The sequence below is a fragment of the Pauljensenia sp. C0170B5 genome (assembly GCF_056590195.1).
The window spans coordinates 1-24,869 of record NZ_JBWPVR010000004.1; the positions used below are offsets into that span (position 1 = coordinate 1).

The window sequence follows — 24,869 nt, forward strand, 5'->3', positions numbered from 1 at the left end:
TCGTAGTTTTGACCTCGTTTCGTAATTTGCCGATCAAAATACGAAAAAATTACGAAACGCTCTACCTGCGGTTTCGTGATTTCCGCAAACGAAAAGAACAAAACTACGAAACACGCGATAACGCTGTGACCTGCATAGACACGTCACATTTCGGCGGTGTTTCGTAATTTTGCGGTATTTCGACCCAAACCTTTTAAGAGAGAGACACAGACACGCATTGCAGGCACATGTCTACGACACAGAGCGTCCTCGTTGAGGGCACGCTGCAGGGGTTGCAGCTATGTGACACGGGACACAATCGCAATCAAGGTGTCTCTTCTTATTTAGATTTTCTTCAAAAAGTGGAAAAATTACGAAACGAAAACCATTTACGCTGCTCAACGTATGTTTTTGTGTTTCGTAGTTTTGTTCCTTTCGTTTACGAGATTACGAAATGACCCGCAAATACCTACCGTGACCTGCGGTGATGTGTTTCGTATTTTTCTGCGTAATTTCACGTCGCCCGAAGCAGACACCCTGCCGTGTGCTTGCTGCAGGGCTGCGGCCGTCCCTCCATGTGGAGCGTCAGTGTCGATGCTGTAACTTAAACGTACATACATTTGTGGCGCTCTCGTTACGTGTCTGTGCATTGCCGAGCTCTTTACTGTTGTGTGTGGGCGCGCAGCCGTAGTGTCCGTGCCACTCCGAGTAGGGCGCGTCGTACCCCAAACCCATGTTCAATTAAATTCCAATCCAGAGAGGTCTTGCACTGTTGCGGTGCGGTTGTCTTCTTTCTCACCGTATTGGACCCTGCGAAATTAATTGGATACGATAGGCCCATGTTGATTTCAGGTTCCGTTTTCATGCGGCCGCTCACCAGCCGCTAAGGCGGTTTTCTCCCTCCCGCAGGTTAGAAACCGCTCCGGTCCTTTAGCCGGGCGGCCATTTGCCATGCCCGGCTCCGTTTCAACTCCACGGAGCACACCTGATGTCTACATACGGATACGGCCGTCACGAACATGGCCAAAATTTTCTCACAGACCACAAGATCATCAACTCCATCGTCGATCTTGTAAAACAAACCTCCGGCCCCATCATTGAGATCGGGCCAGGAAGCGGTGCCCTCACTCACCCGATATCCCACTTGGGGAGGGCAATAACGGCAGTTGAGGTAGACGCAAAACTAGCTGCCAAACTCACAAAAAAGACCGCCTCGGCGTCGGTCGAAGTGGTCCATGATGATTTCCTCAACTTCCCGTTACCCGCCACTCCCTGCGTCATTGTGGGAAACATTCCCTTTCACCTCACCACTGCCATTCTTCGAAAGTTGTTGCATGCGCCGGCATGGACTGCCGCTGTACTCCTCATGCAGTGGGAAGTCGCTCGCCGCCGGGCCGGGGTAGGTGCAAGCACGATGATGACAGCTCAGTGGTCCCCATGGTTCACGTTTCACCTTGGTTCCCGAGTACCAAGGTCTGCTTTCCGGCCACAGCCAAACGTTGACGGGGGGATCTTAGTGATCCGCCGGGTGGGTGACCCGAAGATCCCGATAGAGCAACGCAAAGCCTTTCAGGCGATGGTGCACACCGTTTTCACCGCCCGGGGACGCGGGATAGGGGAAATTCTCCGAAGGGCAGGGTTGTTTTCATCACGTTCAGAGACACAATCATGGTTGCGCTCGCGAGGAATCGACCCCGCAACCCTACCTCCCAGATTGCACACCAGCGACTGGATCGATCTCTTCCAGGTGACTGGTTCCTCTTCACCGCGCCATCGGCCCATTTCACAATCGGGAAGTAGTCAACGCCCTCCTCAACGGAAAAATCGAGGCCGGCGGCGGTAATCCCCCCACCACCAAAACCGAAATCCACCAGTAGTAGTGAACGACCCATGTTCGTCTACCGTGAGCCGCGTTATGGCAGTGACGTGTTCTCGTCGGGCACAGTCATAGTTCCCGGCGTTGCCAGCGACAGGGTTCTACACCCAGCAGCGGGACCGATCAAAATCACCCGCACGGGGAACGACCCTGCTGGTGGTTTCGATTTTGATGAAAGCGAGGAGACATAGCCCCTCGCCAACTCCCCGTAGCTGGCGAACAGTAGCTCCTGGCGCTGGCGCTCGTTGGTGAGTTTGCGTGCCACATCGAAAGCCTTATCGACTTCCCGGTCCAAGTTGTTGTGAGCCTTGAGCAGAATTGGGTCCATCGATAACGGGTTGTAGTGCTCCGCGAGTGACCGCTGGGGGTGCCGCTCGCGTGCCCGCAGCACCAACTGTCCAGCGTCGATGATTCGCTGCTGCGCCTTCTCATCTAGTTCACACAGAGCTGGTCCGCAGTTGTAGCTCCCGATGTACTCCGAAAAACGGAAAAAATAAATAGTGGGGATACATCAACCTTCCACTTTCCATTCTTCCGGCTCAGAGTATTGAGGGGTCTGGGACCGGGTCCGTAAACCCTTTATGTTTTTCGCGCACAGCGGTTTTTAGCGACGCACCCTATAGGTTTTCCGCAGAACCTATATGTGTTTCTGTGCACCCCCATATGTTGTCTGTTTCTAGCGGTATTTCGTTGTACTTTGCGCATCGAATAGTTATTTATCGACGACACTCCGTCGAGTTTAAGTTCAATGTGTAGGTTAGCCGAATAAGAAGCTCTGGCAGATGGTGGGGCAATCCTGCTCTGACATCTTAATCTAGCTTGGGTGCGCTGGGATTAGGACTGGTCACGTGTGAGAAGTTTTCGTGTACAACTAGTGACATGAACTTTTTATTGCTCGGTGGTACCGGTTTCCTTGGAGGACACATTGCGGCTGCAGCAGTCGACCGAGGCCATCAAGTTACTTGCCTTGCACGAGGTAACGGGAAGGCTCCCAACGGAGCTGAGTTTGTGAGTGCGGACCGTGACCGTGACGGTGCGTACGATGAGGTTGCGGGGAAAACTTGGGATACCATTGTGGATCTGACGAGTCAGCCGAAGCATGCGCGGGATGCGGCGGCGAAACTCCAGGCCAAGCATCGTATATTTGTGTCTTCGAGCAGCGTATATGAGGATCAGGGAAGTATTTCTTCCGAGTCTGATTCCGTAGTCACTCCGCTTGAAATTGACTACATGGAGGACATGGGGCAGTACCCAGCCGCAAAGTCTGCTTGCGAAACGATTTATCGCAGCACAAATCGGTCGGTAATGGTAGTTCGACCCGGTCTGATCGCTGGCTACGGCGACGAAACAGGGCGCAGTGGTTACTATCCGTGGCGCTTCGCGCATCCCACGGGTGAGAACGTGATCGTCCCAGACCCGGCGTTTCCCGTCGCTATGATTGATGTGAAAGACCTTGCAGGCTGGATAGTTGAGTCTGCAGAAGTTGGGACTTTCGGAACCTTTAATGCTACGGGGTTTGCTACTTCCTTGTCCGATGTGTTCAAGATTTCGCGTGAGTTAACCGCATCGGAGGCTACGGAGCGACCTTGCTCTGATGAACTGCTTCTCGCTAATGATGTAACCCCGTGGATGGGCCCAAAATCGTTGCCGTTGTGGGTACCAGGTGAACAGTTTCGCAACATCGCGCTACTCGATTGCACCGCAGCCTACGAAGCGGGCCTGCAGATTCGCCCGTTGAAAGAGACATTGGCGGATGCGCTGCGATTTGAAGAAGAACAGCAGGGTGAAAGACTCGCTGGGCTCAGCGATGAAGAGGAAGTCGTGCTTCGCCAGCGGTTAGAAGGTGGCATTTAGTTTCGGCAGGAACAGTTTTAGTTGCAGTCGGGACCGTACTGAGTTGGTTTTCGTTCCGCGACTGACTGTGAGAATGAGTCCGAATCTGACTCGAGGGGAACTTCGGCGATGCTAGCTCTTCATGACGGGGAGCGATGTAGCGTTCTTTCGCCTCTCCGTGGAGTTCCGTTTCGTCATATAACCTCTGGCGTATGTGAAGGGTCGCGAGCAGACCTATCGCAGCAACCCTTTTGACACCGCGCAATGGCTAAGCTGAATGAGCAAACAGTTAGAGTGAGCGTGGGGAGGAGCCTCGGCATGAGTCTGAAAGATGAACTGGAGGAGTACGTCCAGAAGACCGTCGACGAGCAGTGGGAACGTCGCGCAGGCCAGAAGGTGCCCGACGCCGATGACCTTCCGCTGAAGAATCTTGCTGTCGAGCTCGACGCAACTGTCCTCTACGCGGATCTTGCGTCGTCGACGAAGATGGTCAAGGGGTACAAGGACTGGTTCGCTGCGGAGGTCTACAAGAGCTATCTCTACTGTGCAGCAAAGATCATTCGAGCGCGGGGTGGTATCGTCACGGCCTTCGATGGGGACCGCGTCATGGGTGTGTTCATCGGGGACTCGAAGAACACCGCCGCCGCGAAGTGTGGGCTCCAGATCAATTGGGCTTCGAAGAATATCGTGGCAGCGAAGATCGCTGAGAAGTACCCGAAGAGCACCTTCGTGCTAGAGCAGCGAGTCGGCATCGATACCTCGAAGCTTTTCGTCGCCCGAACAGGCATCCGAGGCAGCAATGACTTAGTGTGGGTTGGGAACGCAGCAAACAAAGCGGCGAAGCTGGCCACGCTCGATCCTCGCTATCCGACCTACATCACTGCCGATGTCTACAGCAGTCTGAATGAGACCTTGAAGCTAGGGGGTAACCCGAAGCGGAACATGTGGACTGACCTGGGGACCTCCGACATGGGCTATCGGATCTACGGGTCGGGGTTCTGGTGGCCGGTCTGACGGGGGATGTCAACTGAGGGAGCTGATCCACTCTTCCATCTGCGGGATGATGGGATTTCCCTGGTACACGGTTCCGATGCCGGACGTCCACTGCGGCCGGAGTAGGCCTTGATTGTGATCGTTCAAGTTCGAGTAGAAGACATCCCCGACGACAACCGGGCTCGATCCCCAACCGCGCCCCGCCAGGTGCGCTAGGTGGGCTGCCCTGTTGACGACGTCGCCCATGTACACGACGTCGTTGATCGTGCTGCTGCTGTACCCTGCCTTGATCATGAGGACCCTCCCGTATTCCACGCCTATGCCGATGCGGAGCTGGGTGATCCCTGCCTTCTCGTAGTGGTGGTTGAGGAGCTCCAAGAGGGTATTGGCCTGCGCTGCGGTAGCGAACACATCGTCGATGTGGTTGACCTGCGTCGTCTTGTAGGAGGCCCACACGCAGTCGCCGACGATATTCACCTCGCGCACATAGGGGTCCGAATTCAGGACTGCGACCATTTCCGAGATAAACGACCGGTAGATCTTCGCAAGAACGGGCCTCTTGTGCTTCGACGTCAGGCCGGACGAGTCTCGGATGTCAATAAAGATCGCCGAGCACATGCCGTAGAAGCCGTTGGAGAACGTGAGCTTGTTTCGGTCAGGAAGCCCGTCTACCTCCTCATACGCTCCTGCCGGCTGGTCCAAGATCGCTTGGATCCGGGCCGAGCTGGCCCTCCAGTCATACGGTCTGTAGTTTCCGTCCATTTGCGTCCTAACTGTTCGTGATGCCGACAACGAGGGCCAGGACTGCGATAGCGGCTCCTGCAGCGAGAGCACACCGGATGGCCCACTTTGCGGCGGATGCTTTTACCGTGGCAATCCGAGCATTGACATGTATCTGGTCAGCGAGATCTTTCGTCAGCTCAGCAGGGTCAGAGGTCAGTACATGGAGCACTTCGCTGTACTCATGTCTCTTGCCCCTGAAATTTCGATCGATGCTTCCAAAAAACAGCCTGTTGATCGCGTCCTGATCTGCATCCTTATCCTTGACTCTCGGTGTCAGTGTCCATCCGCACCAAGCGCCGGTAATAAAAAGAAACAAGCAGGCCATCCCAACGAGAGTGTCGAACAGTGCAGTCCGGGAAGTAAAGTCCTTTGCGAGGTTGTACGTCATTGTTGCCATCACCCCGGTGAAGGCAAGTGTCACGCTGGCCTTCGCATCTGAGTGGCGAATCCACTCGTTCACCAAAGCGAGAGTCTTCCATGCGTGATCTGGGTTAGGCTCGGGTGAGCTGACGCGCGTGGTCGCGTCGTGCGGATGGCCCTCGGTGGTCCGTCGTCCACCGCGCCGAGACGGCATTCGAAACATAGCTCTAGAGTACTAAGATTTACATAGATACTTCAGGAACGTCCGTTACACGCGAGTCTCAAATGGGGACCACGAGCTGGCAGTCACGGGTAGAGCTTGAAGACGGTTTACGCTCCTGCCCCGGTGCTGCCGGGGCGACTGCGGCGGACGCACCACCTACCGATCCAGAGGTTACCCTGTTCTGAAACGTGGTGGAGTTCAAGTTCAATGTGTAGCTAGGCTTCGGGGTTGCCCACGCAGAACTCGTTGCCTTCCGGATCCTGCATGACGGTCCATACCAATCCCGGCGCCTCGTGGGTACCGAGTTCGGTTGCGCCTAGCCCCTTCAGCCGTTCCACCAGGGCTTCGCGGTCAGCCCCGTAGCCGTCGATATGCATGCGGTTCTTCCCGGGTGTGGGATCCTGTACACGCTGAAATCCCAGCGCCGGAGTGGAATCAACCATGACGAAGTCCCCGTAATCTGCGGCGATTTCGCAGCCAGTTGCGGCGGACCAGAACTCGGCGAGCTTTGAGGGATCGTGGCAGTCGAAGGTGATCTGCCGGATCGTGAGATTGACATTACTCATGGCCCCCATTGTGAGGATGGGATCCGACAAGTGCAATGCCCTGGCGAGCGCATGATTGCTGCATCCGCGAAGATCACCGGGTTTTTTGAAGCTATTCGTGACTAGTCGAGCAGGCTGTGATATTGCTTGCGCGCCTTCATCGAGTGGATGATCGTTTCGGTGCCGTCGTCCCAGATGAGAATGACGAGCTCGAGCAGTCTCATTGAGCCGTCGAACCCCAAGCGTAATTCCCGTTGAGGGTGCTCTTCGTCGAGTGGGGCCTTAAAAACACAACCTGATGTCGCGGCAGTAACTGAGTCCTCAGGCTTGATGCCGTGTTTCGTGGCGCTACGGCGTACGTCCATGTCTAGATGGCGTTCTTTAAAGCTTCGCGGATTGCCTGAGACCGTGACCATCCGTTGGCAGCTGCATACTTATCGAGGCTCGAGATCTCACGAGGGGAGAGTCGAATAGAGATAACCTTCGCAGCATCTTCACCACGAGGTTTCCTGCCTCGACGACGAAGAGTCTCCACGTCGTAGCCGTTCTCAGCTTCGGCTACCCATGCGTCGATTTGCTCTTCGCTGACTGGTTGCCCGTTGATAGTTTTCATGGCCGTAATCGTAATACGGAAATGGTTCTATCGGCTAGGGTGAGGTTACTTCCGTTCGACACTTTGTCGAGTTCAAATTTAACGTGTAGTGCTTAACCTCTGCGATGAACTCTTTGATCCCGGGACGTGATGAGGACTGGGGCTATTGTGCTCCCCCGAACGCTACGGCCCGGGGACACGAGGCTGTGTCGCAGGTGCAAGCGAGAGGACCAGGAGCGAAACACAGACCGCTGAGTCGACGCAGTCACGGTAAAGACGGAGCCGTCTAGGCGGTGCTCGAGGTTGCGCGAGATACGGTGACGCTGGGCGTCGGTAAGCGATGCGCATTCGGCGACATCGATGGAAAGCTGGACTTTGCCGTCCGTCGTGTTGACGCCCTGGCCGCCTGGAGTCGACGATTTCGCGAAACGCTCCGCGAGATCGGCGGCGATGACCGCACCGTCGGGGATCCCCGGGCCGGGTGCTATGGTCAGGTCGTTCATGCCGCCCAGCCTAGGTGCCCACAACCCTTTCTCGTCTCGGCGGAAGCGGAGACCGCGTCGCGACGGCCGGGATCCAGCCTCAGTATTATCCTCGTCACCGGTTGATTCGAACGCTTTTTGCTCCTCCTTCTCCCGTCGGGCTTCGATTTCAGCGGCCTCCGCAGGTGGCAGTGATCGCTGGATCCGCTCGAATTACCGGTTCCGATCAGCGGTCGAAAGATTTTCGCAGCAGCCGGACCTGCGGCGCCGGTGCCGCCGCCGTAGCCTGACGAGCATCCCCGCCATGACGGCCATCACGACGGCGGTCCCGGCACCGATGATCCAGGGATTACCGAGGAGCCCACCGACGCCTGCAAGTGCTCCGCCCGCCGCGATGAACGGCAGGCCGCAGCAGAGCAGCGACGGAAGCGCGCAGCATGCCAGCAAGAGCAGCCCGGTCACTGCAGCGACGACGGGACCGGCGCGCCATTCGTCGCGGTCCTGATCGGCGCTCATCGTCTGCTTCAGGATGAGATCTCCCCGATTGCCTGTGTTGCCGTTCATGCGCAGCACGACAGCAGCGACGGGTCGGTGGTGAAGGCCTTCGCGGCGATCCGGATGCCCTCGGCCATGGTCAGGTAGGGGGCCCAGGCGTTGGCGACCTCGGCGACGGTCCTGCCGAGCACGTGGACGCCTGCGGCGGCGAGCTCCCCGGCGTCCTTGGCGACGGCGGTCAGGCCGAGGATCTCGTTCGTCTCGGCTTTCACGACGATCTTGATGAACCCGCGGGTGTCGCGGTTCACCAAGGCGCGGGGCACGTGGTGCAGGGGCAGGACGCGGCAGTCGCAGCGGATCCCCGCGGCGAGGACGTCCTTCTCGGTCATCCCGACCGCGCCGATCGCGGGCCCGGTGAACGTCACCCGCGGCAGGCGGGCGTAGTCGACGGACCGGTCGGCGTCGGCGAACGCGTTCTCGGCGACGAGGGTGCCGTGGTGGGCGGCGACGTAGACGAACTCGGGGTGCCCGGTCACGTCGCCCGCGGCCCAGACCCGCGGGTTCGAGGACTGCAGCCGGTCGGAGACGACCACCTCACCGGAGTCTCCGGTATTCACCCCGACCGCATCGAGGTTCAGGCCATCGGTGACGGGACGGCGTCCGAGGGCGACCAGGACCTGGTCGGCGCGGAACTCCTGCGAGCCGCTGGACAAGGCGGCGGTCACGACGGCCTCGCCTCCCGTGCCGCGGGAGACCCGGGTGGGCACTGCGCGGCTGACGACGCGGATGCCCCCGTCGGCGAACACCTCCTGGAGCGCCTTCGACACCTCCGGCTCCTCCTTCGAGGCGAGCCGGGACCGCACGAGCAGCGTGACCTGCGAGCCGAGGCGGGCGAACAGCTGCGCCTGCTCCAGGGCGACGTAGCCGCCGCCGAGCACCAGCAGCGACTCGGGGACCTCCGTCAGCTCCATCGCCGTGGTCGAGGTCAGGTATCCGGTCTCCTTCAGGCCGTCGATCGGCGGTGCCCACGGGCGAGAACCAGTCGCGACCAGGTAGTGGTGGGCCTCGATGGTCTCGACGCTTCCGTCGGATCCGGCAACATCGAGAACCGGCGCATCAGGGGTGCCCACGAACGAGGCGTCGCCGCGGAGGACCTGCCAGCCGTAGGAGTCGGCGACGTCGGCGTACTTCTCGCCGCGCAGCGACTCCACCAACGCTTGCTTCCCAGCGATCAGCGCGGGCATGTCGACGGGATCCGCCGTCGTCGCGATCCCGGGGAACCGGGTTGCGGCGTCGACCGCGACGTGCCGCGCGCCGGCCGCGGCAATGAGCGCCTTCGACGGGACGCAGCCCGTGTTCACGCAGGTGCCGCCGAGCGTCCCGCGCTCGATCATCACCACCGACTTCCCGAGCGTGCTGGCGCGGATCGCAGCGGCGAACGCGCCGCCTCCCGATCCGATGATGGCGAGATCGTACTTCGTAGGCATCGCTACTCCTGTCAACTCTTGGCTTTCTGCTCTGTCTCAGCCATACTGGACCTTCCAGTGCAGGGGAAGGTCAAGCGCGGCCACGGAGGGAGACAGCAATGTGGATCGGAGAACTCGCCGAGAGGGCGGGCACTACCGCGAAGACCCTTCGCTTCTACGAGGAACAGGGCCTTCTGCCCCCGACCGAGCGCACGCCGTCCGGATACCGCGACTACGCGCCCGAGACGGTCGCTCGGATCGACTTCATCCACCGCGGCCAGGCCGCGGGTCTCACTCTCGCCCAGATCCGCCAGATCCTCGACATCCGCGACGGCGGCCATGCACCCTGCGAGCACGTGCGCGACCTGCTTGACGTGCGCCTCGCTGAGATCGAGCAGCAGATCGCGCAGCTCTCCGTGCTGCGCGACACTATCGCGGACCTTAGCCAGGACGCCGCGCACCCGGATCCTGAAACGTGCAGCACCGATCAAGTGTGTAGGTACTTGTAGACGGCGGGAGTCAATGACTCAAACGCTACAACCCCGATATGCGCTAGCGCATGTCGATGCCGCCGGTGCCCACCTCGATGATTTTGGTGGTGGCCGCGATAGCACACAGCAGCGGCATCGGGGCGGAGGCCTGCAGCGCGAAGTGGTGGACTCGGAAGGACGCGTTGTTCACGCCGATTTCGTCCGCAGCCTGGGTGATCTCCAGACGAGTCTTGGCGATCTTTTCCGCAGATGGCCCGCACTAGCTGCCGAAGGCGTAATGCCCGAAGCTTAAGAAGCCGAACGCTTTCATTGGATAACACTCCTTTTGATGGTGTTAACGAGAGGGGGTAACTTTGCAACGACATACCGTCGAATTCCGGTTCAACGTGTGAATAGAGTGGTCTCTGCGCACGTCGGATTCTCACCGAGAGAGAGGCGTGGCAATCGCCAGCTTGGGCGCGAGCCAGCCGCACAGTTGGGTGCGAGCGCGCGTCGGCACAGGCGCTGAGTAAGAGATCAGGAGTGACGCACTATATGCGAGGACAGGAAAACCTCGAACCTGCTGAGGAGGCTTACGTGACGAATGGAAATCCGGATCGGCTCCGTGAGTTTGCTTTCTTCCCGTTTCGTGTGAAATATGAGCGCGGCGCTGCGCCTCGTTACAGTCCGCTCTTGGCGTGGAACCAGACACTGAACGAGCTTGCCGCGCTTGCCGAGGACGAAGACTGGGGCGAGGCGACCCGGTCACTCGACCATCCGATCCTCAACAACTATGTCAACTACACGTACAAGCGCCTCGTCACCGAAGACAAGATCGATGTGAGCGCTGATGGGCAATACGCTGCATTTAATACTGGACTGCTGACTGCACTTTCAGAGGAGCTCTTTGCGCTTTTTGAGAGGAACCACTTCCGCAACGATGACGCGCAAGATTGGTTTTTCAAGGGATGGGTTACCGAGTCCAACAGAGATCTTCTGGCTAATTTTGACCCCTTGCCGCAGATGGCACAGTACGTGAGAACAGCTGGCGACCTCGTATACGACTGCAGCTGCGAACTCAAATTGGCTTACAGTCACATCCTGGGCGATAACATTGACCGCTTTCCACTGGATTTGCAGGCGAACCCGGTCCGCGCGCGACAGGCGCTTGATTCTGCGGTGAACTGGGCGCTGCGCAAGACTCGCCGCAACTATAAAGTGGTCGTGCCTCAGTGGTATCCGGCCGCGCCTGAAGATACGGCACAGTTCCTGATGCCGTTGGATCTTGACAGTGATGGTCGAGCAGATCTGGCGCTGGTAGTGTCCAAGGCTAATGAGCGCATATACCGCGGACACACCGTGTTGACATTGGAGATGGCGTACTCGAATGCCCGCCTCGTCGCTCGTCCTGACTCCGAGTGGCTTCTACCCAGCGCGGGAGAACCTGACGAGGTCGAATGAGGCGGTGGGGCAGCGCTGTTCAGTGGGGCTCAGCGGCGGTATTGGGGAGTGAGGATCTAGGGCACTTCGGAGAGTGAGGTTTAGGTGACACTGGTGAGCAAGGATCTGGTGCGACCTCGCGAGTGAGGCGCTGTGCCATAGCTCCTCGGTGAGGGATCGCTGCTCACTCCATCGAGTCAACGTAAATCGAGACAGTCATGGTGTGAGACTGGTCGGGTTCGAGTTCGATCGCTTCGTCTGCAACGTTGCCGGACTCGACACAAACAAACTCTTGCCATGCGCGCGATTCAAGATCATCAAATTGGCCAACCGTGTCTGACCAGGGGTTCCACACGATCGTGTTGGCCGAGCCGGACTTTTCAATCGAGACGATCCGCCGGAAACGGGGATCGCGGATCTGCACGTTCGCATCAGAGTGATAGATCCGGTCCGTGTACCGTACGAACGTCACCTCACCAATTTGCTTGCGCGAGTGGTCGCGTGCAAGCGACTTGTCGTCGTAGAAAGCGCCGTCGAGGCCCTCAATCGTGACGTCTTTGATGTCGCCAACCGCCACATAGGTGTGGAAAGCTTCCTGAAAGGTAAACGGTCGAGTGTCTGTGTTCGTCACAGTCAACCTCATCATCAGGGAATCGGCTACGTCGATCGAAAGGTTCGCCTCGAAACTGAAAGGAAAATAGCCGTCGGCGCCTGGCTGGACTGGCTGGTCCGACTGGCTGGAATTCTGTGAAGGAGAATGAGCCAGGGCGAATTCGGCATACGTGGAGTCGCTTTCCCCGCGCGCAATGTCCTTGTCGGCAGGATCTGGGCTGATCTGAGTCCACATAGCGGTGCGCGCGAAACCGTGTTTGGGAGCTTCAGGATCACTCAGATGAGCTCCGAACCACGGCAAACATATTGGGACCCCTCCTCGTGGCGTACGGACACCATCGTGTGCTGCCAGCGGAGACATCCAGATCACGGGTGTATCAGAGTCAACCGTCCACTCGAGCACCTGAGCGCCGAACGGGGAGATCGACGCCCGCGAGGATGAACCTTCCAGGTTAAGGGGAGTGGGAAGTGCTGATGAATCCGTCATGGTTTAAGAGTAGAGCGAAACAGGCTTTCATGGGCGCATTCGCCATGCGGGCTGCACAAGAAGGAATAACATCATTCGGGCTGTGCGCCATTCGGTGGGGCATTGGCGAGGGAGGCTGATGCGCTGTTGTCTTCACCGTGAACTACAGGAGCCCGAAGCGGTGCGAGGGAGGGGGCGGAGTTGGTGAATCAGTAATTCTGGGGAGGTGCCGCGTGCGTGGATGAGCAGTATCCACAGGCATGTGGCTGGCTATGGTCTTATCCACACTACTTTCACCCGTGGGGGCCACGTCCACAACTCGGTGACGGCCACTGCCAGGTGGCCGCGTCGTACTGCACAGTGGCTGCCATGACCACTAGGAAGGGCGTAAACAGCGAGCCAGAACTCCGTCGCAATGGCACAGTCACGATCCCCACGGAGTCGAAAGAGGCGCGTGGCGATACCCACGGCGAGAACTCGGGCTCATCTGCTACGAGGCCCATTCGCGAGGGGATCCGAACCTTGACGCACTGCGAGCGCTTTGCTGCCTCGCGTGGTTCACCAGTTTTGCGTTTCCGCTCGCGCACCCTCGAGCAGTGGCAGACAGACCTTAAAGAACTCGGCGGAGTGACGCAGCCTCCCTCGGTCATGTGTGCCGATCGTGAAATGGTTGGCTCGCGCGTCGTGACATCGACATATGAACTGCGGCGGGCTGGAGTGGAAACCTCACAAATTGAGAGCGCGTGCCGCTCTGGACACATTGTTCACCTGGCGCGCGGATGGTATGTATCGCGCCGGCTATTCGACGGCGAAATGATGCATGCGGTCGCGGCGATTTTGCCTGATGATGCTGTTTTTGCCGGTGAAACCGCCGCTTTAATGTATGGGGTTAGTGTGCGGGATAGCCATGAGGCTGATGACGCCTTTCGGATCTGTGTGCTTCGCCCGGCCGGCAGTCGCGCAGTACGCCGACCTGGTGTTGCATGCAGAGTTATGGAAGTTGATGAATGCGAAATCGTGAGCATGGAGGGCATGCGCGTCACGAGCGCTTTGCGCACAGTGTGCGATGTTGCGATGGGGGCGACGATTGACCTCGCGACAGCGTGGATTGAAGGCTTTTTGCGCCAGGGACTCGTAACAGTGGACGAGCTGGTAGAGGCCGCGCAGGCGAGGGCTGGCAGGCGAGGTGTACGGATTTTACGTGCTGCGATTAACAATGCCGACATCAGATCCGAATCAGTTCAGGAAACTGCCCTTCGTCTGCGTTTACGTGAAGCAGGCCTTCCCCGTCCAATTCTTCAAATCCCTGTGCGTGTCAGCGCCACACAGCAAGGCCGAATCGCGAAAAGTAGGAGCATGAGTGAGGCGCGGGACTCGGTGACGGACAGCGAAGAGTCCCTCGTTTGCCCGCAGAACAGCACCAACTTGCGTGGAGGGCATGTCAGCGATAAAGGCTCGTTCCGAATCGATCTGGGATGGTGCCTGCCTGCACAAGATGGTGGGCGCTCGAAGCTGCAAATATGCAGCCTCGGACGGTCGAGGGCGGACTCGACAGGGGTGCGGAGCGAGGGCGCGCACCATGTGCCCGGAGGGGCTACTGGTGAGATCTCAAGCGGGTTAAAAAACGCAGCGGTGAAGATAGGTGTCGAATATTTTGGCGAGGAGTTCCATCCGGAAACTGGTCCACAAGCCGAACATGACCGCTGGCGGATCCAGGTTCTTGAAGAGGCTGGGTGGACTATCCTCGTGGTTCGTCGTAAAGATCTTCGCGGCGAGACGCCGTATCTCGAAAGAAGGATTGCCCAGCTGTTAGGCCATTCGGCTTCCATTCCCATGCGGCGCTCGTGGAAGAAGGCGCTTTTTGATCGGCGTCGAAATGCGTGGACGCGGGACGAGTCGGTGAGCCATAGCTGGCAAGTGGCGGCGGTGTGCTGACCCTAGACCGAGAGGCGGCCGAAACGTCGCGATGCTGACCAAGCCGCTTCGACCTTAGGGGATGAGAACAAGTACACGATGAGACGTCGTGATCGATAAGAGCCGCAGTTCCAGGATGAAACGGAACACATTGCGTGTCGTAAAGTGTTCGATTTCGCATGCTCGTCTCTATCGGAGACGCCGATGAGTGATTAATCTGGTATTTCGTGTGCACAGCTGCGTGAAGAGGAATCGACCCCTACACTCAACTGGCAACCCCAGACGTTTATTGCCGAGTGGTCGCTTGCACGGGTCCACTCGGCGCATTTTCTTCGATCGTCGCCATAAAGGAGGCAGGCAATGCCTGTGCGTCAGGACATTCGTAACGTCGCTATCGTCGCCCACGTGGATCACGGGAAGACCACGCTTGTCGACGCAATGCTCTGGCAATCAGGAGCCTTCTCCGAACATGATTCGGTGGAAAAGACCGGCGAACGCGTCATGGACTCGGGTGATCTTGAGCGTGAAAAAGGCATCACGATCCTCGCCAAGAACACCGCTGTGCACTACCGCGGGCCCGCTGCGCAAAAACTCGGTCTGACCGAAGGCGTGACCATCAACGTCATCGACACCCCAGGTCACGCCGACTTTGGCGGCGAGGTTGAACGCGGGCTGTCCATGGTCGACGGCGTCGTCCTCCTCGTCGATGCCTCTGAAGGTCCGCTGCCGCAAACACGCTTCGTCCTGCGCAAAGCCCTCGAAGCTCAACTGCGGGTCGTCATTGTTGTCAACAAAGTAGACCGCCCCGATTCGCGCATTGAAGAGGTCGTCTCGGAAACCACTGACCTTCTGTTGTCCTTGGCTGAAGACCTCATGAACGAAGGCGTGGAAGCGGATGTTGATGCATTGCTGGACGTGCCCGTGATTTACGCATCAGCTAAAGCAGGCGTCTCCTCATTGACGAATCCCGGCGACGGCAAGCTTCCGGAAGAAGACCTCGAGCCACTCTTTGAAACCGTCTTGCAACGTATTCCCGGTCCCAGTTACGACGAGGGGGCTCCTCTACAAGCCCATGTCACCAACCTCGATGCCTCTCCTTTCCTAGGGCGTCTGGCGTTGCTGCGCATGCACAACGGCACCCTGAAAAAGGGACAGAACGTCGGGCTCGCCCGTCATGACGGCACCATCAAGTCTGTTCGCGTCACGGAGCTACTACGCACAGAAGGTTTGGAGCGCGTGCCTGCTGAAGAGGCTGGCCCCGGCGAGATCGTTGCAATTGCCGGCGTCGACGATATTACGATCGGTGAGTCGCTGGTCGACCTCGACGATCCTCGTCCACTTCCCTTGATCAAGGTGGATGACCCCGCGATTTCCATGACCGTGGGAATCAACACCTCGCCGCTGGCTGGGCGTGTCAAGGGTGCGAAAGTGACTGCTCGCCAGGTTAAGGACCGTCTCGATCGTGAACTGGTGGGTAACGTGTCGTTGCGGGTTTTGCCGACTTCTCGACCCGATGCGTGGGAAGTTCAGGGACGAGGCGAGCTTGCGCTCGCAATCCTCGTCGAACAGATGAGGCGTGAAGGGTTTGAGCTTACTGTCGGTAAACCACAGGTTGTGACCAAGGAAATTGACGGTAAAGTTCACGAGCCGATGGAGCAGATGACCATCGACATTCCTGAGGAGTATCTGGGCGCGGTGACCCAGCTGATGGCTCAGCGTAAAGGCCGCATGAACTCGATGGCTAATCACGGGAGTGGTTGGATCCGCCTCCAGTTCACGATCCCTGCCCGCGGGCTGATTGGCTTCCGTGCGCGTTTCTTGACTGAAACTCGTGGAACGGGAATCGCCTCGTCAATTTCGGAGGGATACGCTCCGTGGCAGGGGACGATTGAGCAGCGGCTGACCGGCTCCTTGGTTGCTGACCGTGCAGGGCAGGCAACGCCTTACGCGATGACCAACCTGCAGGAGCGCGCATCGTTCATTATTGAGCCGGGGTCAGAGGTTTATGAAGGTCAGGTTGTAGGGGAGAATCCCCGTAACGAGGATATGGACGTCAATATCACGCGTGAGAAGAAGCAGACGAATACGCGTTCGGCCACCGCTGATGTGTATGAAACGTTGACTCCGTCGCGAAAACTGACGCTGGAAGAGTCGCTTGAGTTCGCGTCTAATGATGAATGCGTTGAGGTCACGCCTGAGGCGATTCGTATTCGTAAGGTCGTGTTGGATTCGCAGGAGCGTTTTAAGATCGCAGCGCGTCAACGTCGTAAAGATAAGTAGTCTAGGTTTTTTCGCCGAGTAGACGCGTGCAAGCGACCACTCGGCGAAATTTCAGGGATGGTTGCCTTTTCGTGCCCTGCTACCAGCGCGCAGGAGGGACGACTTTTCCGGTCACCATCGTGTCCGCTTCGACACGAACGATTCCCCGCCGCGCCTCGATAGTAACGTGGTCGGGCGCAACTTCCAGTAAAGTCCCCAGAGCATCGCGAAAGCCTTCGCCTTCGCGATACCTCACCACGACCCGAGTGCCAACTGCCCATCTCATCCAAGGAAGCTCAGGCGGTTGTTTAGGAAAGCCGTGTTGAGCCCTATTGGCAGGTTGTGACGTGTTTTCTGAGTACATGAGCTTTCTTTGATTGATTGGGCGCCACTGCGACTAAGTGGCGTCTTTACAGGAGAAATCGCTGAGAGTCCACGCGCAAATGGTGGTCGCAGCCTGAATGCTGTCGCATATGAGTGATAATAGTGGCACTAATATAGTCAACGCGTCGAGCTGTGCGATGAGCCGGCAGTCCCGTGGGATATGTGATGGCCTCGAGTGCACGTCGCGTTGAGAAGAGGGAGGGATCTCATGACGTATGTCATCGCGCAACCTTGCGTGGACGTCAAAGACCGTGCTTGCGTGGATGAATGCCCTGTGGACTGCATTTACGAGGGGAAACGATCGCTGTACATTCATCCTGATGAATGTGTTGATTGCGGGGCATGCGAACCTGTGTGCCCGACCGAGGCCATTTTTTACGAGGATGACCTTCCGGAAGAATGGTCGGATTATTACCGCGCGAATGTCGACTTCTTCAAAGATCTCGGCTCGCCAGGCGGCGCGCAGCGTGTCGGAGCACAAGAATTCGACGATGAGATGATTCAGGGTCTTCCGCCTCAAAACGAGGAGTACCTGTCCCAAAACTGAGGCAGACCCATCAGTGCATCGCTGTGATGACTATATTGGCGAGTGGTCGCGTGCAAGCGACCACTCGCCACTTATTTGCTGGAGACTTGTATGAATGCTCTGCTCTGTCCCTTGAATTTGCCTGACTTTCCCTGGGACAGTCTGGAACCGGCGCGCGCACGCGCCGCGGAGCATCCCGGTGGCGTGTGTGACCTTTCGATCGGCACACCGGTCGACCCCACACCCACGATCATCCAGGACGCCCTCGCCAATTCCACTAGTGCTGCTGGATATCCTCGGGTTGAAGGCACGCTGGAACTCCAGGAGGCAATGGCTCTGTGGGCATCGAAGCGAGGTATGGTTCCTCTCCAATCCCCACGGGAGGCAACTGCACAATCGGCGGCCGTCATTCCGACGATCGGGTCGAAGGAAGCGGTCGCATGGCTGCCGTTCGAACTGGGGTTGACTAGCGATGACACCATCCTTGTGCCGGAAGTTTCCTACCCTACATATGACATCAGCGCCCGCCTCATCCGTGCGCGATGCATCCGCGTGGATCCAGAGCGCGTCGACACGTGGCCTGACGCATCCCTCGTCTGGGTGAACTCGCCGTCGAACCCCACTGGGCACGTCCTCACTCGCGAGAAGTCGCATGCAAGCGTCCAATGGGCGAGAGAGAAGGGTGCGATAGTGGTCTCGGATGAGTGCTACGCCGCCTTGCCTTGGCAGGCTCCTTTTACTTCCGAGGGTGTCCCATCCTTGCTTGATCGCGACATTTGCGACGGTGACCCAACCGGAATCATAGTCCTGTACTCCCTGTCGAAACAGTCCAACATGGCTGGCTACAGAGCCGCACTGATGGCAGGGGATCGCGACCTGATCTCTCGAGTTCTCACCGTGCGACGCCACACCGGAATGATCCTCCCCGCGCCCATACAGCACGCGATGGCTGTCGCACTCACGGACACCGACCACGTTGAGCACCAGCGCGCCCTGTATGGAGCTCGCCGCACCATTTTGAAGCGTGCCCTTGAGGACGCGGGGCTGTGCGTCGACCCGCACTCGGCAGCAGGTCTCTACTTATGGGTGAGCGATCCGAGTGGACGCATGAACGGCTGGGACCTTGTCGGCTGGTTTGCCGAGCGTGGAATGATCGTGGCACCAGGCGACTTCTACGGAGAACGCTCAACCAACTTCGTACGAGTCTCCCTGACCGCAACCGACGAACGCATCCAAACTGCGGCCCGCCGCCTCATTTCTGACGGGTTTGCGAGCGCGAATAGTCGCTAAGATCCAATGCGAGGAGGATGGGGCTGCGCTACTGGATGTGAGATCCCTGCGCGAGCTGACCTCGGGGGTATTAAAGTAGGACTATAAGCCCATGCGTCGATGTAGTCGCGCCTGTTTGAGGAGGTAGTACATACCGATGAGCACTGAAGCTTCCGATCAGTCAACGAAAGCAGCCCCGTCCTCGTCAAAGCCACATGACGCCGAAGCTAAACCGGACGGCTGCCTGACTATTAGTGACAAGACGCTGCCGCTTGAACGCGTCCATGCGACCGCCGGCTCTGATGGCGTACGCATCACGAAAATGCTTTCAGACACTGACGTTGTGACGTTGGACCCCGGCTTCGTCAACACCGGATCGTGCGAGTCTGCCATCACGTTTATTGACGGCGCGAAAGGAATCCTGCGTTATCGTGGATACCCCATTGAACAGCTCGCGAAGCATTCCTCCTTCCTCGAGGTTGCCTACCTGCTGATTTATGGTGAACTTCCCGACGCGCAGACACTTGAGCTGTTCATCCGTCGTATCCAGCGTCACCGCCTGCTTCACGAGAATTTCAAGGCGTTCTTTACAGCATTCCCGCACCGCGGGCACCCGATGGCGATCCTCCAGGCAGGTGTCGCCGGTTTCGCCACCTATTACGAGGACACGCTGGATCCGCGCGACCCCGAGCAACTCAACGTGGCGCTCGTATTGCTGCTGGCGAAGCTTCCCACCATGATCAGCTACATCGCGAAGCGAGCCGCCGGCCTGCCACTGCTGTACCCAGATGCTCAACGTTCCTACACCGAGGATTTCATCCGCATGACGTTCGGCATGCCGTACCAGTCCTATGACATTGATCCGGCGCTGGTGCATGCTCTCGACACATTGTTCATTTTGCACGCCGATCATGAGCAGAACTGCTCGGCGTCCACCGTCCGCCTCGTCGGCTCCTCGCAAGCCAACCTGTATGCATCAGTGGCAGCGGGAATTGGCGCGCTGGCAGGTCCGCTTCACGGCGGTGCCAACGAAGCCGTGCTGAAGATGCTCAACCAGATCATCGAATCGGGCGAATCAGTTCAGTCCTACGTTGAGAAGGTTAAAAACAAGGAAGAGGGCGTGCGCTTGATGGGCTTCGGCCATCGTGTGTACAAGAATTACGATCCGAGGGCGGCCATCGTAAAAGAAACGGCTCACGATGTGCTGTCTCGTCTGGGCAAACGCGATGAGATGCTGGATGTCGCGATGGAGCTCGAGGATATTGCCTTGAATGACGATTACTTCAAGGAACGCAAGTTGTACCCCAATGTTGACTTCTACACTGGCCTGATTTACTCGGCGATGGGCTTCCCAACCAAGATGTTCACACCGCTGTTCGCACTGGGGCGTCTTCCCGGCTGGATTGCGCAGTACAAGGAGATGACGGAGGACCCGGCAACGAAGATCGGTCGGCCCCGTCAGGTCTACATTGGTGAGGTTGAACGCGACTACGTGCCGTTACGCCAGCGTAGCTAGTCCGCGCAGTTTTTGTTTTTTCGCGAGTGGTCGCTTGCACGCGACCACTCGCGAGATCTTGTTGAGGGCTGGGGGACTTCTCCTTCCGCGTTTCGGTCTGTGTGGCCTAGTTGCGGGCGACTGGACGCGAGGACTGTGGATAAAACTGTGGACTGTGTGGAACCAGTCGGCGCAGTCCCGGAAATCGTTGGAAAGACGCCAATTTGACAATTAAGTTTGGGTGCGCTACAGGGTGTGACCTTACTGAAAAGGTGCAGTAATCCACAGAAAATATGAGAAAAATGACGAAATTGTGGATAGCGTGAGCCACCCTCGTGCAGTATCAACCACGGGCATAAGCAGCGCCCAGCACCCCTGCAATAGCCAGGCACCTAGAAGCTGGCTGGCCCACTAGGAAATGACTGATCTCGGAGGTCCTATTTGCTGGGAGCGAGGAACATGACGTTACCCCGCTATCTCCACGTGACGCTCAAATGCGATGCGGCTTCCGGCTTATTAGCACCCGGACGTGCCGCCACGCGTCGCTGCACCCAGCATCACGATCACGTCACGAGGAGGCTGACCTCCATTCAAAGACCTAACGGTGGGGGAGAGCTCAAGTATGCGGCTCGGCTAGTCGTCCTCGTGGTTTTCACGATGATGCTGCTGCGGGTCATTCCACTCGATTGAGCGGCCTCCGCGCGCGTGGGCTTCAACTCTGCCGGACACGGAGCGCTTGAAGAGAACATTCGAGGCTCCGGCAAGTTCACGAGCCTCCACTGTTCGCGGTTCTGCGAAAAGACCGTTCGCGCCCGGAATGACGCCGCCTCCAGGCATGAGCGCCACCTGGGTATCGGCTGTCAGGAACAGTCCGGCTTCGATCACGCAGTCATCACCCAGCGGAATGCCCAAGCCGGAGTTTGCGCCCAGCAGACAGCGTTTGCCCAGGCGGACCTGGTCGTCGCCGCTACCGCTCAGAGCGCCAATGGTCGAAGCTCCGCCGCCTACGTCGGATCCATCACCGATGACAACGCCGCGCGAGATACGGCCTTCGATCAGGCTGCGGCCCAGCGTGCCCGCATTGAAGTTCACGAACGCGGCATGCATGACTGTTGTGCCCTTCGACAGGTAGGCACCCAGGCGAACTTTCGCACCGTCAGCGATCCTGACTCCATCTGGCACGACGTAGTTCACCATCGGGGGGAACTTATCCACGCCGGTTACGGTGACAGGACGGCCGAGGTGTTGGCGCAGGCGAAGGCGAGTTCCTTCGAAGTCATCGATCGGACACGGGCCTGCCGACGTCCACACAACTGAAGGGAGGCGCGAGAAAATGCCGTCGAGGTTGATCGTGTTGGGCTTGACGAGCCGGTGGGACAAAAGATGCAGGCGAAGGTAGGCATCGGCGGTGGATTGAGGGCGATCCTCTAGGTCGGCGGTGCATGTGACAACCTGTGTGTGCACTCCGCGAGCCTCATCGCGTCGTTCCAGTTCGGAGAGCATATCGAAGAGCTCGGCGTCTGGGGCCGAGTTAGAACGTTCGCCCAAATGGGGGTGCGGGTACCACACGTCCAGTGTGTGACCATCGTCGGCAACTGTTGCCAGCCCAATTCCCCATGCGTTCATATTGTGGGTCTCAGTTGTGTCCTCAGTCATGGTCTCAGTTTACGGTGCTTGGCATTTCCCGGAAGGACTTTGGCGAGGGGGAGGGCTGCAGGCGGCTCGCAGGTGGGTGCGATAGTCGACGAGGCATGTGCCGAGTGGTCGCTTGCAAGCGACCACTCGGCACACAAGAGGATTGAAACGCGATCAGGTTTTCCCATATTGTGAGATCGTCGAATGGTTTGAATGGGTGTCAGTGCCCGTTGGGCCTGTTGTGCTGATCCCATAAGTCGGGCCAGAATACGTCCAGCTCAGCCAGCATCGACCGAAGGAGCGGCAACGAGATACCAACAACGGAGTGGGGATCCCCCTCGACGCCCCGGACGAATGCCCCTCCAAGACCATCGATCGTGAATGAGCCCGCCACCTCAAGCGGCTCACCCGAGTCAACGTACGCTTTGATTTCTTCGTCGGTCATTGAGCCGAAATATACGGTTGTGGAAGCTGAACGCCCGGCCGTTCGCGCAACTTGATAGGCCACGTCCGTCGACTTGGGCGTGTTAGCGGCGGGTTCGGGGGCACGGGACGGCTTCACGCCAGCAAGGGGAGAGGCACTCTCTTCGTCAATCGAATTGTGGCTTTGCGCTGTTAGGAGGGCGACGTAGTGCCCTGTCCACAACGTGCCGCTGCGTCCTTGCATCGACCTGATGCGTTCGATGGCAGTCAGGCGGTTATGCGGCTTTCCATACATGACGCCATCCAGTTCGAACATGGAGTCGCAGCCCACGACGATAAGGTCTTCGTGTGTGCGATCTTCGGCACGAACCTCGTCGACGGCCGTATTGTCGAGGGAAACGCAGGCCAGCCTGTCTGCCACCGCGAGGCATTTTGCCTGAGCCAAAGCGAGAACTTGGTCGGCAGGCGATGGGTCTTCGTGTGCAGGGTCACTTGACGAAGAGAAGGCTTCTTTGAGCCGTCGGAGAACTTCGTTCTCATCAACATCTGACACCATGACAATCGGTGTGATTCCTGCTGATAGGAGCGTCGCGCGGCGCGCCGGCGAACGGGAAGCCAAAACTAGATGCATACCGCCTAGTGTGTCACTTCGACGAGTGGTCGCGTGCACGCGACCACTCGCGGATAACGGGGAACGTGACGATCGACACATAAGGCGCTATGCTATGGAAGGTTGCATTCATGCAGGTGGCATGCCAATCGCGGAAAATTTCCGCGTTGGGGCGATACGAACGCTACTTTCACAAGTGTGTCAGGCGAAGAGATAACGCTACGGCTTACGCTGCGCGATGCAGAATACTGGTGCAGAAGGATGCGAGTACGGAAGGGAGGAATGGTGCGTGACTGGACAGTGCGAAGCTGACATTAACGACAGGAACAATGATCAGCGAGACGGTCACAGTGATGCTTCGTCGAGCAGAACTTCTGAGCACCCGCCCTCACGTCCGGCCAGTTCAGTTGTGCCCTCAGAAGACGATCAACCGTCCGCGCAGCCGGGCTCGCCATCTTCTATGCATCACGAGCAGTCGCTTGCACGCGACCACTCGGCGCAAGCGGGGGAAGAACGGGGAAGCGTGCAGGCGGGAGTGAGCCGCGGGGCGGGAGCCACGATACGCGAGTACGAGGAACAATTGCTAGGCGAAATCCCGCATCTGACCGTTGAAGACCTTGCCAACGCGGTTGGCGGAACCGTTGACGACGTGAATGATTTCTGGACGACGATGGGCTTCCCGGACGCCGACCCCGAATCGCCGCTCTTCACCCACCGTGACCAGGAAATTTACGCCAAGTGGACTCAGCTCGTCGCCGATGGAAGTGTCGACCGATCCACCGCACAGTCTTTGCTCCGAGCCCACTCCCACATCACCGACCGCCTGGCGTTGTGGCAGGTGGAAGCGTTCGTGGAAGATTCTGTCCGCCGCCTGAGGCTTGATGATACAGCGGCCCGCCTCGTCACACTCGACCAGATGCGCCAGTACGTCGACCTGCTGGGCGAGACCCTCGTCTACTCCTGGCAGCGACAGCTGCACTCGCTCCTGGATCGAGTCGACCATGAAGTCTCGCAGCGCGGGCACGAATCAGCCAAGCGTCGATTCCCGCTGAACCGATCCCTCGGTTTTGTCGACATGGTCTCATACACGGCCTCCTCGACCATCCTAGGCGGCAAGCTAGTTGGCCTGATCCAACGTTTTGAGGACGCGAGCCGAATCGCTGTGACTCAAGCAGGCGGCAGAGTCGTCAAGATGATTGGTGACGCCGTGTTCTTCATTGCTGACGATTTGCCCACCGGACTGAATGTGGTGACCTCCTTGATTGAGCGCCTTAACGCCGATGATGACATTTTGCCGGTTCGCGCCTCCTTCGTACGGGGTGACGTGTTCTCCCGTTCAGGTGATGTATTTGGACCGCCGGTGAACCTCGCGTCTCGTCTGGTGGATATCGCGCCGGTCGGGCGAATCCTGACTGACCCGACTACCGCCGCGGCAGTTTCCGCAGGTAAAGGCGGCAAAGGCTATGCGATCGAAACCTTCCCCAGCACAGAACTTCGCGGCTTCGGCCTCGTCTCTCCGTACCTGCTCTCGCGTCAATACGAATAACGGTGGTGGACGAGGGGAGAGCGCCGCGTCAGTTACAGCGTCTGTTTTAAGCTGCGCGCATAAAATTCCATCTCGTTGCCTTCGCCTCCGGCCTGCTCAAAACACCTGCCACGTGAGACAACGGTGTGACCTCGCTCGCTCAAAGGCCGCGTTCTCCTCGTTAAAGAACGGTGCAAATTGAGATGAAAAAGGT

General features: G+C 58.3%; 25 protein-coding genes. 12 read left to right on the forward strand and 13 right to left on the reverse strand.

The window, feature by feature from the left end:
- Positions 1-967: 967 nt before the first annotated feature.
- On the forward strand, positions 968-1,822 hold the full coding sequence (erm, locus tag AC1EJZ_RS06425; protein WP_016456425.1) for a 23S ribosomal RNA methyltransferase Erm: 855 nt from the start codon (positions 968-970) through the stop codon (positions 1,820-1,822).
- A 70-nt stretch (positions 1,823-1,892) separates the two neighbouring features.
- Here erm and AC1EJZ_RS06430 read toward each other — a convergent pair whose 3' ends face one another.
- Positions 1,893-2,363, reverse strand: a complete 471-nt coding sequence (locus AC1EJZ_RS06430; protein ID WP_425304311.1) for a type IIL restriction-modification enzyme MmeI — start codon at positions 2,361-2,363, stop codon at positions 1,893-1,895.
- A 371-nt stretch (positions 2,364-2,734) separates the two neighbouring features.
- Here AC1EJZ_RS06430 and AC1EJZ_RS06435 point away from each other — a divergent pair, with 371 nt between their 5' ends.
- Together AC1EJZ_RS06435 and AC1EJZ_RS06440 are read left to right on the forward strand one after the other, a co-directional pair.
- On the forward strand, positions 2,735-3,709 hold the full coding sequence (locus tag AC1EJZ_RS06435; protein ID WP_034662607.1) for an NAD-dependent epimerase/dehydratase family protein: 975 nt from the start codon (positions 2,735-2,737) through the stop codon (positions 3,707-3,709).
- 297 nt (positions 3,710-4,006) lie between these two features.
- Positions 4,007-4,702: an adenylate/guanylate cyclase domain-containing protein gene (locus AC1EJZ_RS06440; protein ID WP_058237072.1), complete on the forward strand. Its 696-nt coding sequence runs from the start codon at positions 4,007-4,009 to the stop codon at positions 4,700-4,702.
- Between the two features lie 9 nt (positions 4,703-4,711).
- On the opposite strand, the gene AC1EJZ_RS06445 is transcribed toward AC1EJZ_RS06440, so the two are convergent.
- The 5 genes from AC1EJZ_RS06445 to AC1EJZ_RS06465 form a co-directional block, all read right to left on the reverse strand.
- On the reverse strand, positions 4,712-5,443 hold the full coding sequence (locus AC1EJZ_RS06445; RefSeq protein WP_058237071.1) for an adenylate/guanylate cyclase domain-containing protein: 732 nt from the start codon (positions 5,441-5,443) through the stop codon (positions 4,712-4,714).
- A 7-nt stretch (positions 5,444-5,450) separates the two neighbouring features.
- Positions 5,451-6,047, reverse strand: coding sequence for a Pycsar system effector family protein (locus tag AC1EJZ_RS06450; protein ID WP_480294295.1), 597 nt, complete (start codon positions 6,045-6,047; stop codon positions 5,451-5,453).
- 215 nt (positions 6,048-6,262) lie between these two features.
- The gene (locus tag AC1EJZ_RS06455; RefSeq protein ID WP_480294296.1) at positions 6,263-6,613 is read right to left on the reverse strand and encodes a VOC family protein; all 351 of its coding nucleotides are present in this window, start codon (positions 6,611-6,613) and stop codon (positions 6,263-6,265) included.
- A gap of 101 nt (positions 6,614-6,714) precedes the next feature.
- A complete protein-coding gene (locus AC1EJZ_RS06460; RefSeq protein ID WP_480294298.1) occupies positions 6,715-6,957 on the reverse strand; it encodes a hypothetical protein in 243 nt (80 codons plus the stop codon).
- 2 nt (positions 6,958-6,959) lie between these two features.
- The gene (locus AC1EJZ_RS06465; RefSeq protein WP_269965593.1) at positions 6,960-7,205 is read right to left on the reverse strand and encodes a ribbon-helix-helix domain-containing protein; all 246 of its coding nucleotides are present in this window, start codon (positions 7,203-7,205) and stop codon (positions 6,960-6,962) included.
- 272 nt (positions 7,206-7,477) lie between these two features.
- Between AC1EJZ_RS06465 and AC1EJZ_RS06470 the strand changes: the two genes are divergently transcribed.
- Positions 7,478-7,792, forward strand: a complete 315-nt coding sequence (locus tag AC1EJZ_RS06470; protein WP_480294300.1) for a hypothetical protein — start codon at positions 7,478-7,480, stop codon at positions 7,790-7,792.
- 87 nt (positions 7,793-7,879) lie between these two features.
- Here AC1EJZ_RS06470 and AC1EJZ_RS06475 read toward each other — a convergent pair whose 3' ends face one another.
- Complete coding sequence (locus AC1EJZ_RS06475) at positions 7,880-8,239, reverse strand: hypothetical protein (RefSeq protein ID WP_480294302.1); 360 nt, start codon at positions 8,237-8,239, stop codon at positions 7,880-7,882.
- Positions 8,227-9,648 carry a mercury(II) reductase gene (gene merA / locus AC1EJZ_RS06480; RefSeq protein ID WP_480294304.1) on the reverse strand — a complete coding sequence of 474 codons (1,422 nt, stop codon included), beginning with the start codon at positions 9,646-9,648 and terminating at the stop codon, positions 8,227-8,229. Before merA ends, AC1EJZ_RS06475 begins: the two co-directional genes overlap by 13 nt.
- Positions 9,649-9,746: 98 nt before the next feature.
- Here merA and AC1EJZ_RS06485 point away from each other — a divergent pair, with 98 nt between their 5' ends.
- Entirely contained in the window at positions 9,747-10,136 is a 390-nt protein-coding gene (locus tag AC1EJZ_RS06485; protein WP_005290994.1) for a heavy metal-responsive transcriptional regulator, read from the forward strand.
- Positions 10,137-10,179: 43 nt separating this feature from the next.
- Here the strand turns inward: AC1EJZ_RS06485 and AC1EJZ_RS06490 are convergent, their stop codons facing one another.
- Complete coding sequence (locus AC1EJZ_RS06490) at positions 10,180-10,308, reverse strand: monooxygenase (protein ID WP_005293248.1); 129 nt, start codon at positions 10,306-10,308, stop codon at positions 10,180-10,182.
- A 344-nt stretch (positions 10,309-10,652) separates the two neighbouring features.
- Here AC1EJZ_RS06490 and AC1EJZ_RS06495 point away from each other — a divergent pair, with 344 nt between their 5' ends.
- The gene (locus AC1EJZ_RS06495) at positions 10,653-11,558 is read left to right on the forward strand and encodes a DUF3825 domain-containing protein (RefSeq protein ID WP_480294307.1); all 906 of its coding nucleotides are present in this window, start codon (positions 10,653-10,655) and stop codon (positions 11,556-11,558) included.
- 163 nt (positions 11,559-11,721) lie between these two features.
- On the opposite strand, the gene AC1EJZ_RS06500 is transcribed toward AC1EJZ_RS06495, so the two are convergent.
- The gene (locus AC1EJZ_RS06500) at positions 11,722-12,636 is read right to left on the reverse strand and encodes a D-hexose-6-phosphate mutarotase (RefSeq protein ID WP_058237068.1); all 915 of its coding nucleotides are present in this window, start codon (positions 12,634-12,636) and stop codon (positions 11,722-11,724) included.
- A gap of 348 nt (positions 12,637-12,984) precedes the next feature.
- Here AC1EJZ_RS06500 and AC1EJZ_RS06505 point away from each other — a divergent pair, with 348 nt between their 5' ends.
- Together AC1EJZ_RS06505 and typA are read left to right on the forward strand one after the other, a co-directional pair.
- A complete protein-coding gene (locus AC1EJZ_RS06505; RefSeq protein WP_480294308.1) occupies positions 12,985-14,550 on the forward strand; it encodes a hypothetical protein in 1,566 nt (521 codons plus the stop codon).
- A 339-nt stretch (positions 14,551-14,889) separates the two neighbouring features.
- Positions 14,890-16,809 carry a translational GTPase TypA gene (typA, locus tag AC1EJZ_RS06510; RefSeq protein WP_480294309.1) on the forward strand — a complete coding sequence of 640 codons (1,920 nt, stop codon included), beginning with the start codon at positions 14,890-14,892 and terminating at the stop codon, positions 16,807-16,809.
- A gap of 79 nt (positions 16,810-16,888) precedes the next feature.
- Here the strand turns inward: typA and AC1EJZ_RS06515 are convergent, their stop codons facing one another.
- Entirely contained in the window at positions 16,889-17,074 is a 186-nt protein-coding gene (locus AC1EJZ_RS06515; RefSeq protein WP_058237840.1) for a putative acetyltransferase, read from the reverse strand.
- A gap of 306 nt (positions 17,075-17,380) precedes the next feature.
- On the opposite strand from AC1EJZ_RS06515, the gene fdxA reads away from it, so the two are divergent.
- The 3 genes from fdxA (at position 17,381) to AC1EJZ_RS06530 (ending at position 20,483) form a co-directional block, all read left to right on the forward strand.
- Positions 17,381-17,719 (forward strand): ferredoxin, encoded by a 339-nt coding sequence (gene fdxA, locus AC1EJZ_RS06520; RefSeq protein ID WP_070726287.1) that lies wholly within the window; start codon positions 17,381-17,383, stop codon positions 17,717-17,719.
- Between the two features lie 90 nt (positions 17,720-17,809).
- Positions 17,810-18,988: a succinyldiaminopimelate transaminase gene (gene dapC / locus AC1EJZ_RS06525; RefSeq protein WP_480294311.1), complete on the forward strand. Its 1,179-nt coding sequence runs from the start codon at positions 17,810-17,812 to the stop codon at positions 18,986-18,988.
- A gap of 136 nt (positions 18,989-19,124) precedes the next feature.
- Positions 19,125-20,483 (forward strand): citrate synthase, encoded by a 1,359-nt coding sequence (locus tag AC1EJZ_RS06530; RefSeq protein ID WP_480294312.1) that lies wholly within the window; start codon positions 19,125-19,127, stop codon positions 20,481-20,483.
- A 612-nt stretch (positions 20,484-21,095) separates the two neighbouring features.
- Here AC1EJZ_RS06530 and dapD read toward each other — a convergent pair.
- Both dapD and AC1EJZ_RS06540 read right to left on the reverse strand, forming a co-directional pair.
- A complete protein-coding gene (dapD, locus tag AC1EJZ_RS06535) occupies positions 21,096-22,118 on the reverse strand; it encodes a 2,3,4,5-tetrahydropyridine-2,6-dicarboxylate N-succinyltransferase (protein ID WP_257525482.1) in 1,023 nt (340 codons plus the stop codon).
- Between the two features lie 199 nt (positions 22,119-22,317).
- Complete coding sequence (locus AC1EJZ_RS06540; RefSeq protein ID WP_480294313.1) at positions 22,318-23,151, reverse strand: Maf family protein; 834 nt, start codon at positions 23,149-23,151, stop codon at positions 22,318-22,320.
- A 268-nt stretch (positions 23,152-23,419) separates the two neighbouring features.
- Between AC1EJZ_RS06540 and AC1EJZ_RS06545 the strand changes: the two genes are divergently transcribed.
- Positions 23,420-24,676 (forward strand): adenylate/guanylate cyclase domain-containing protein, encoded by a 1,257-nt coding sequence (locus AC1EJZ_RS06545; RefSeq protein ID WP_480294315.1) that lies wholly within the window; start codon positions 23,420-23,422, stop codon positions 24,674-24,676.
- The last annotated feature ends 193 nt before the right edge of the window (positions 24,677-24,869 follow it).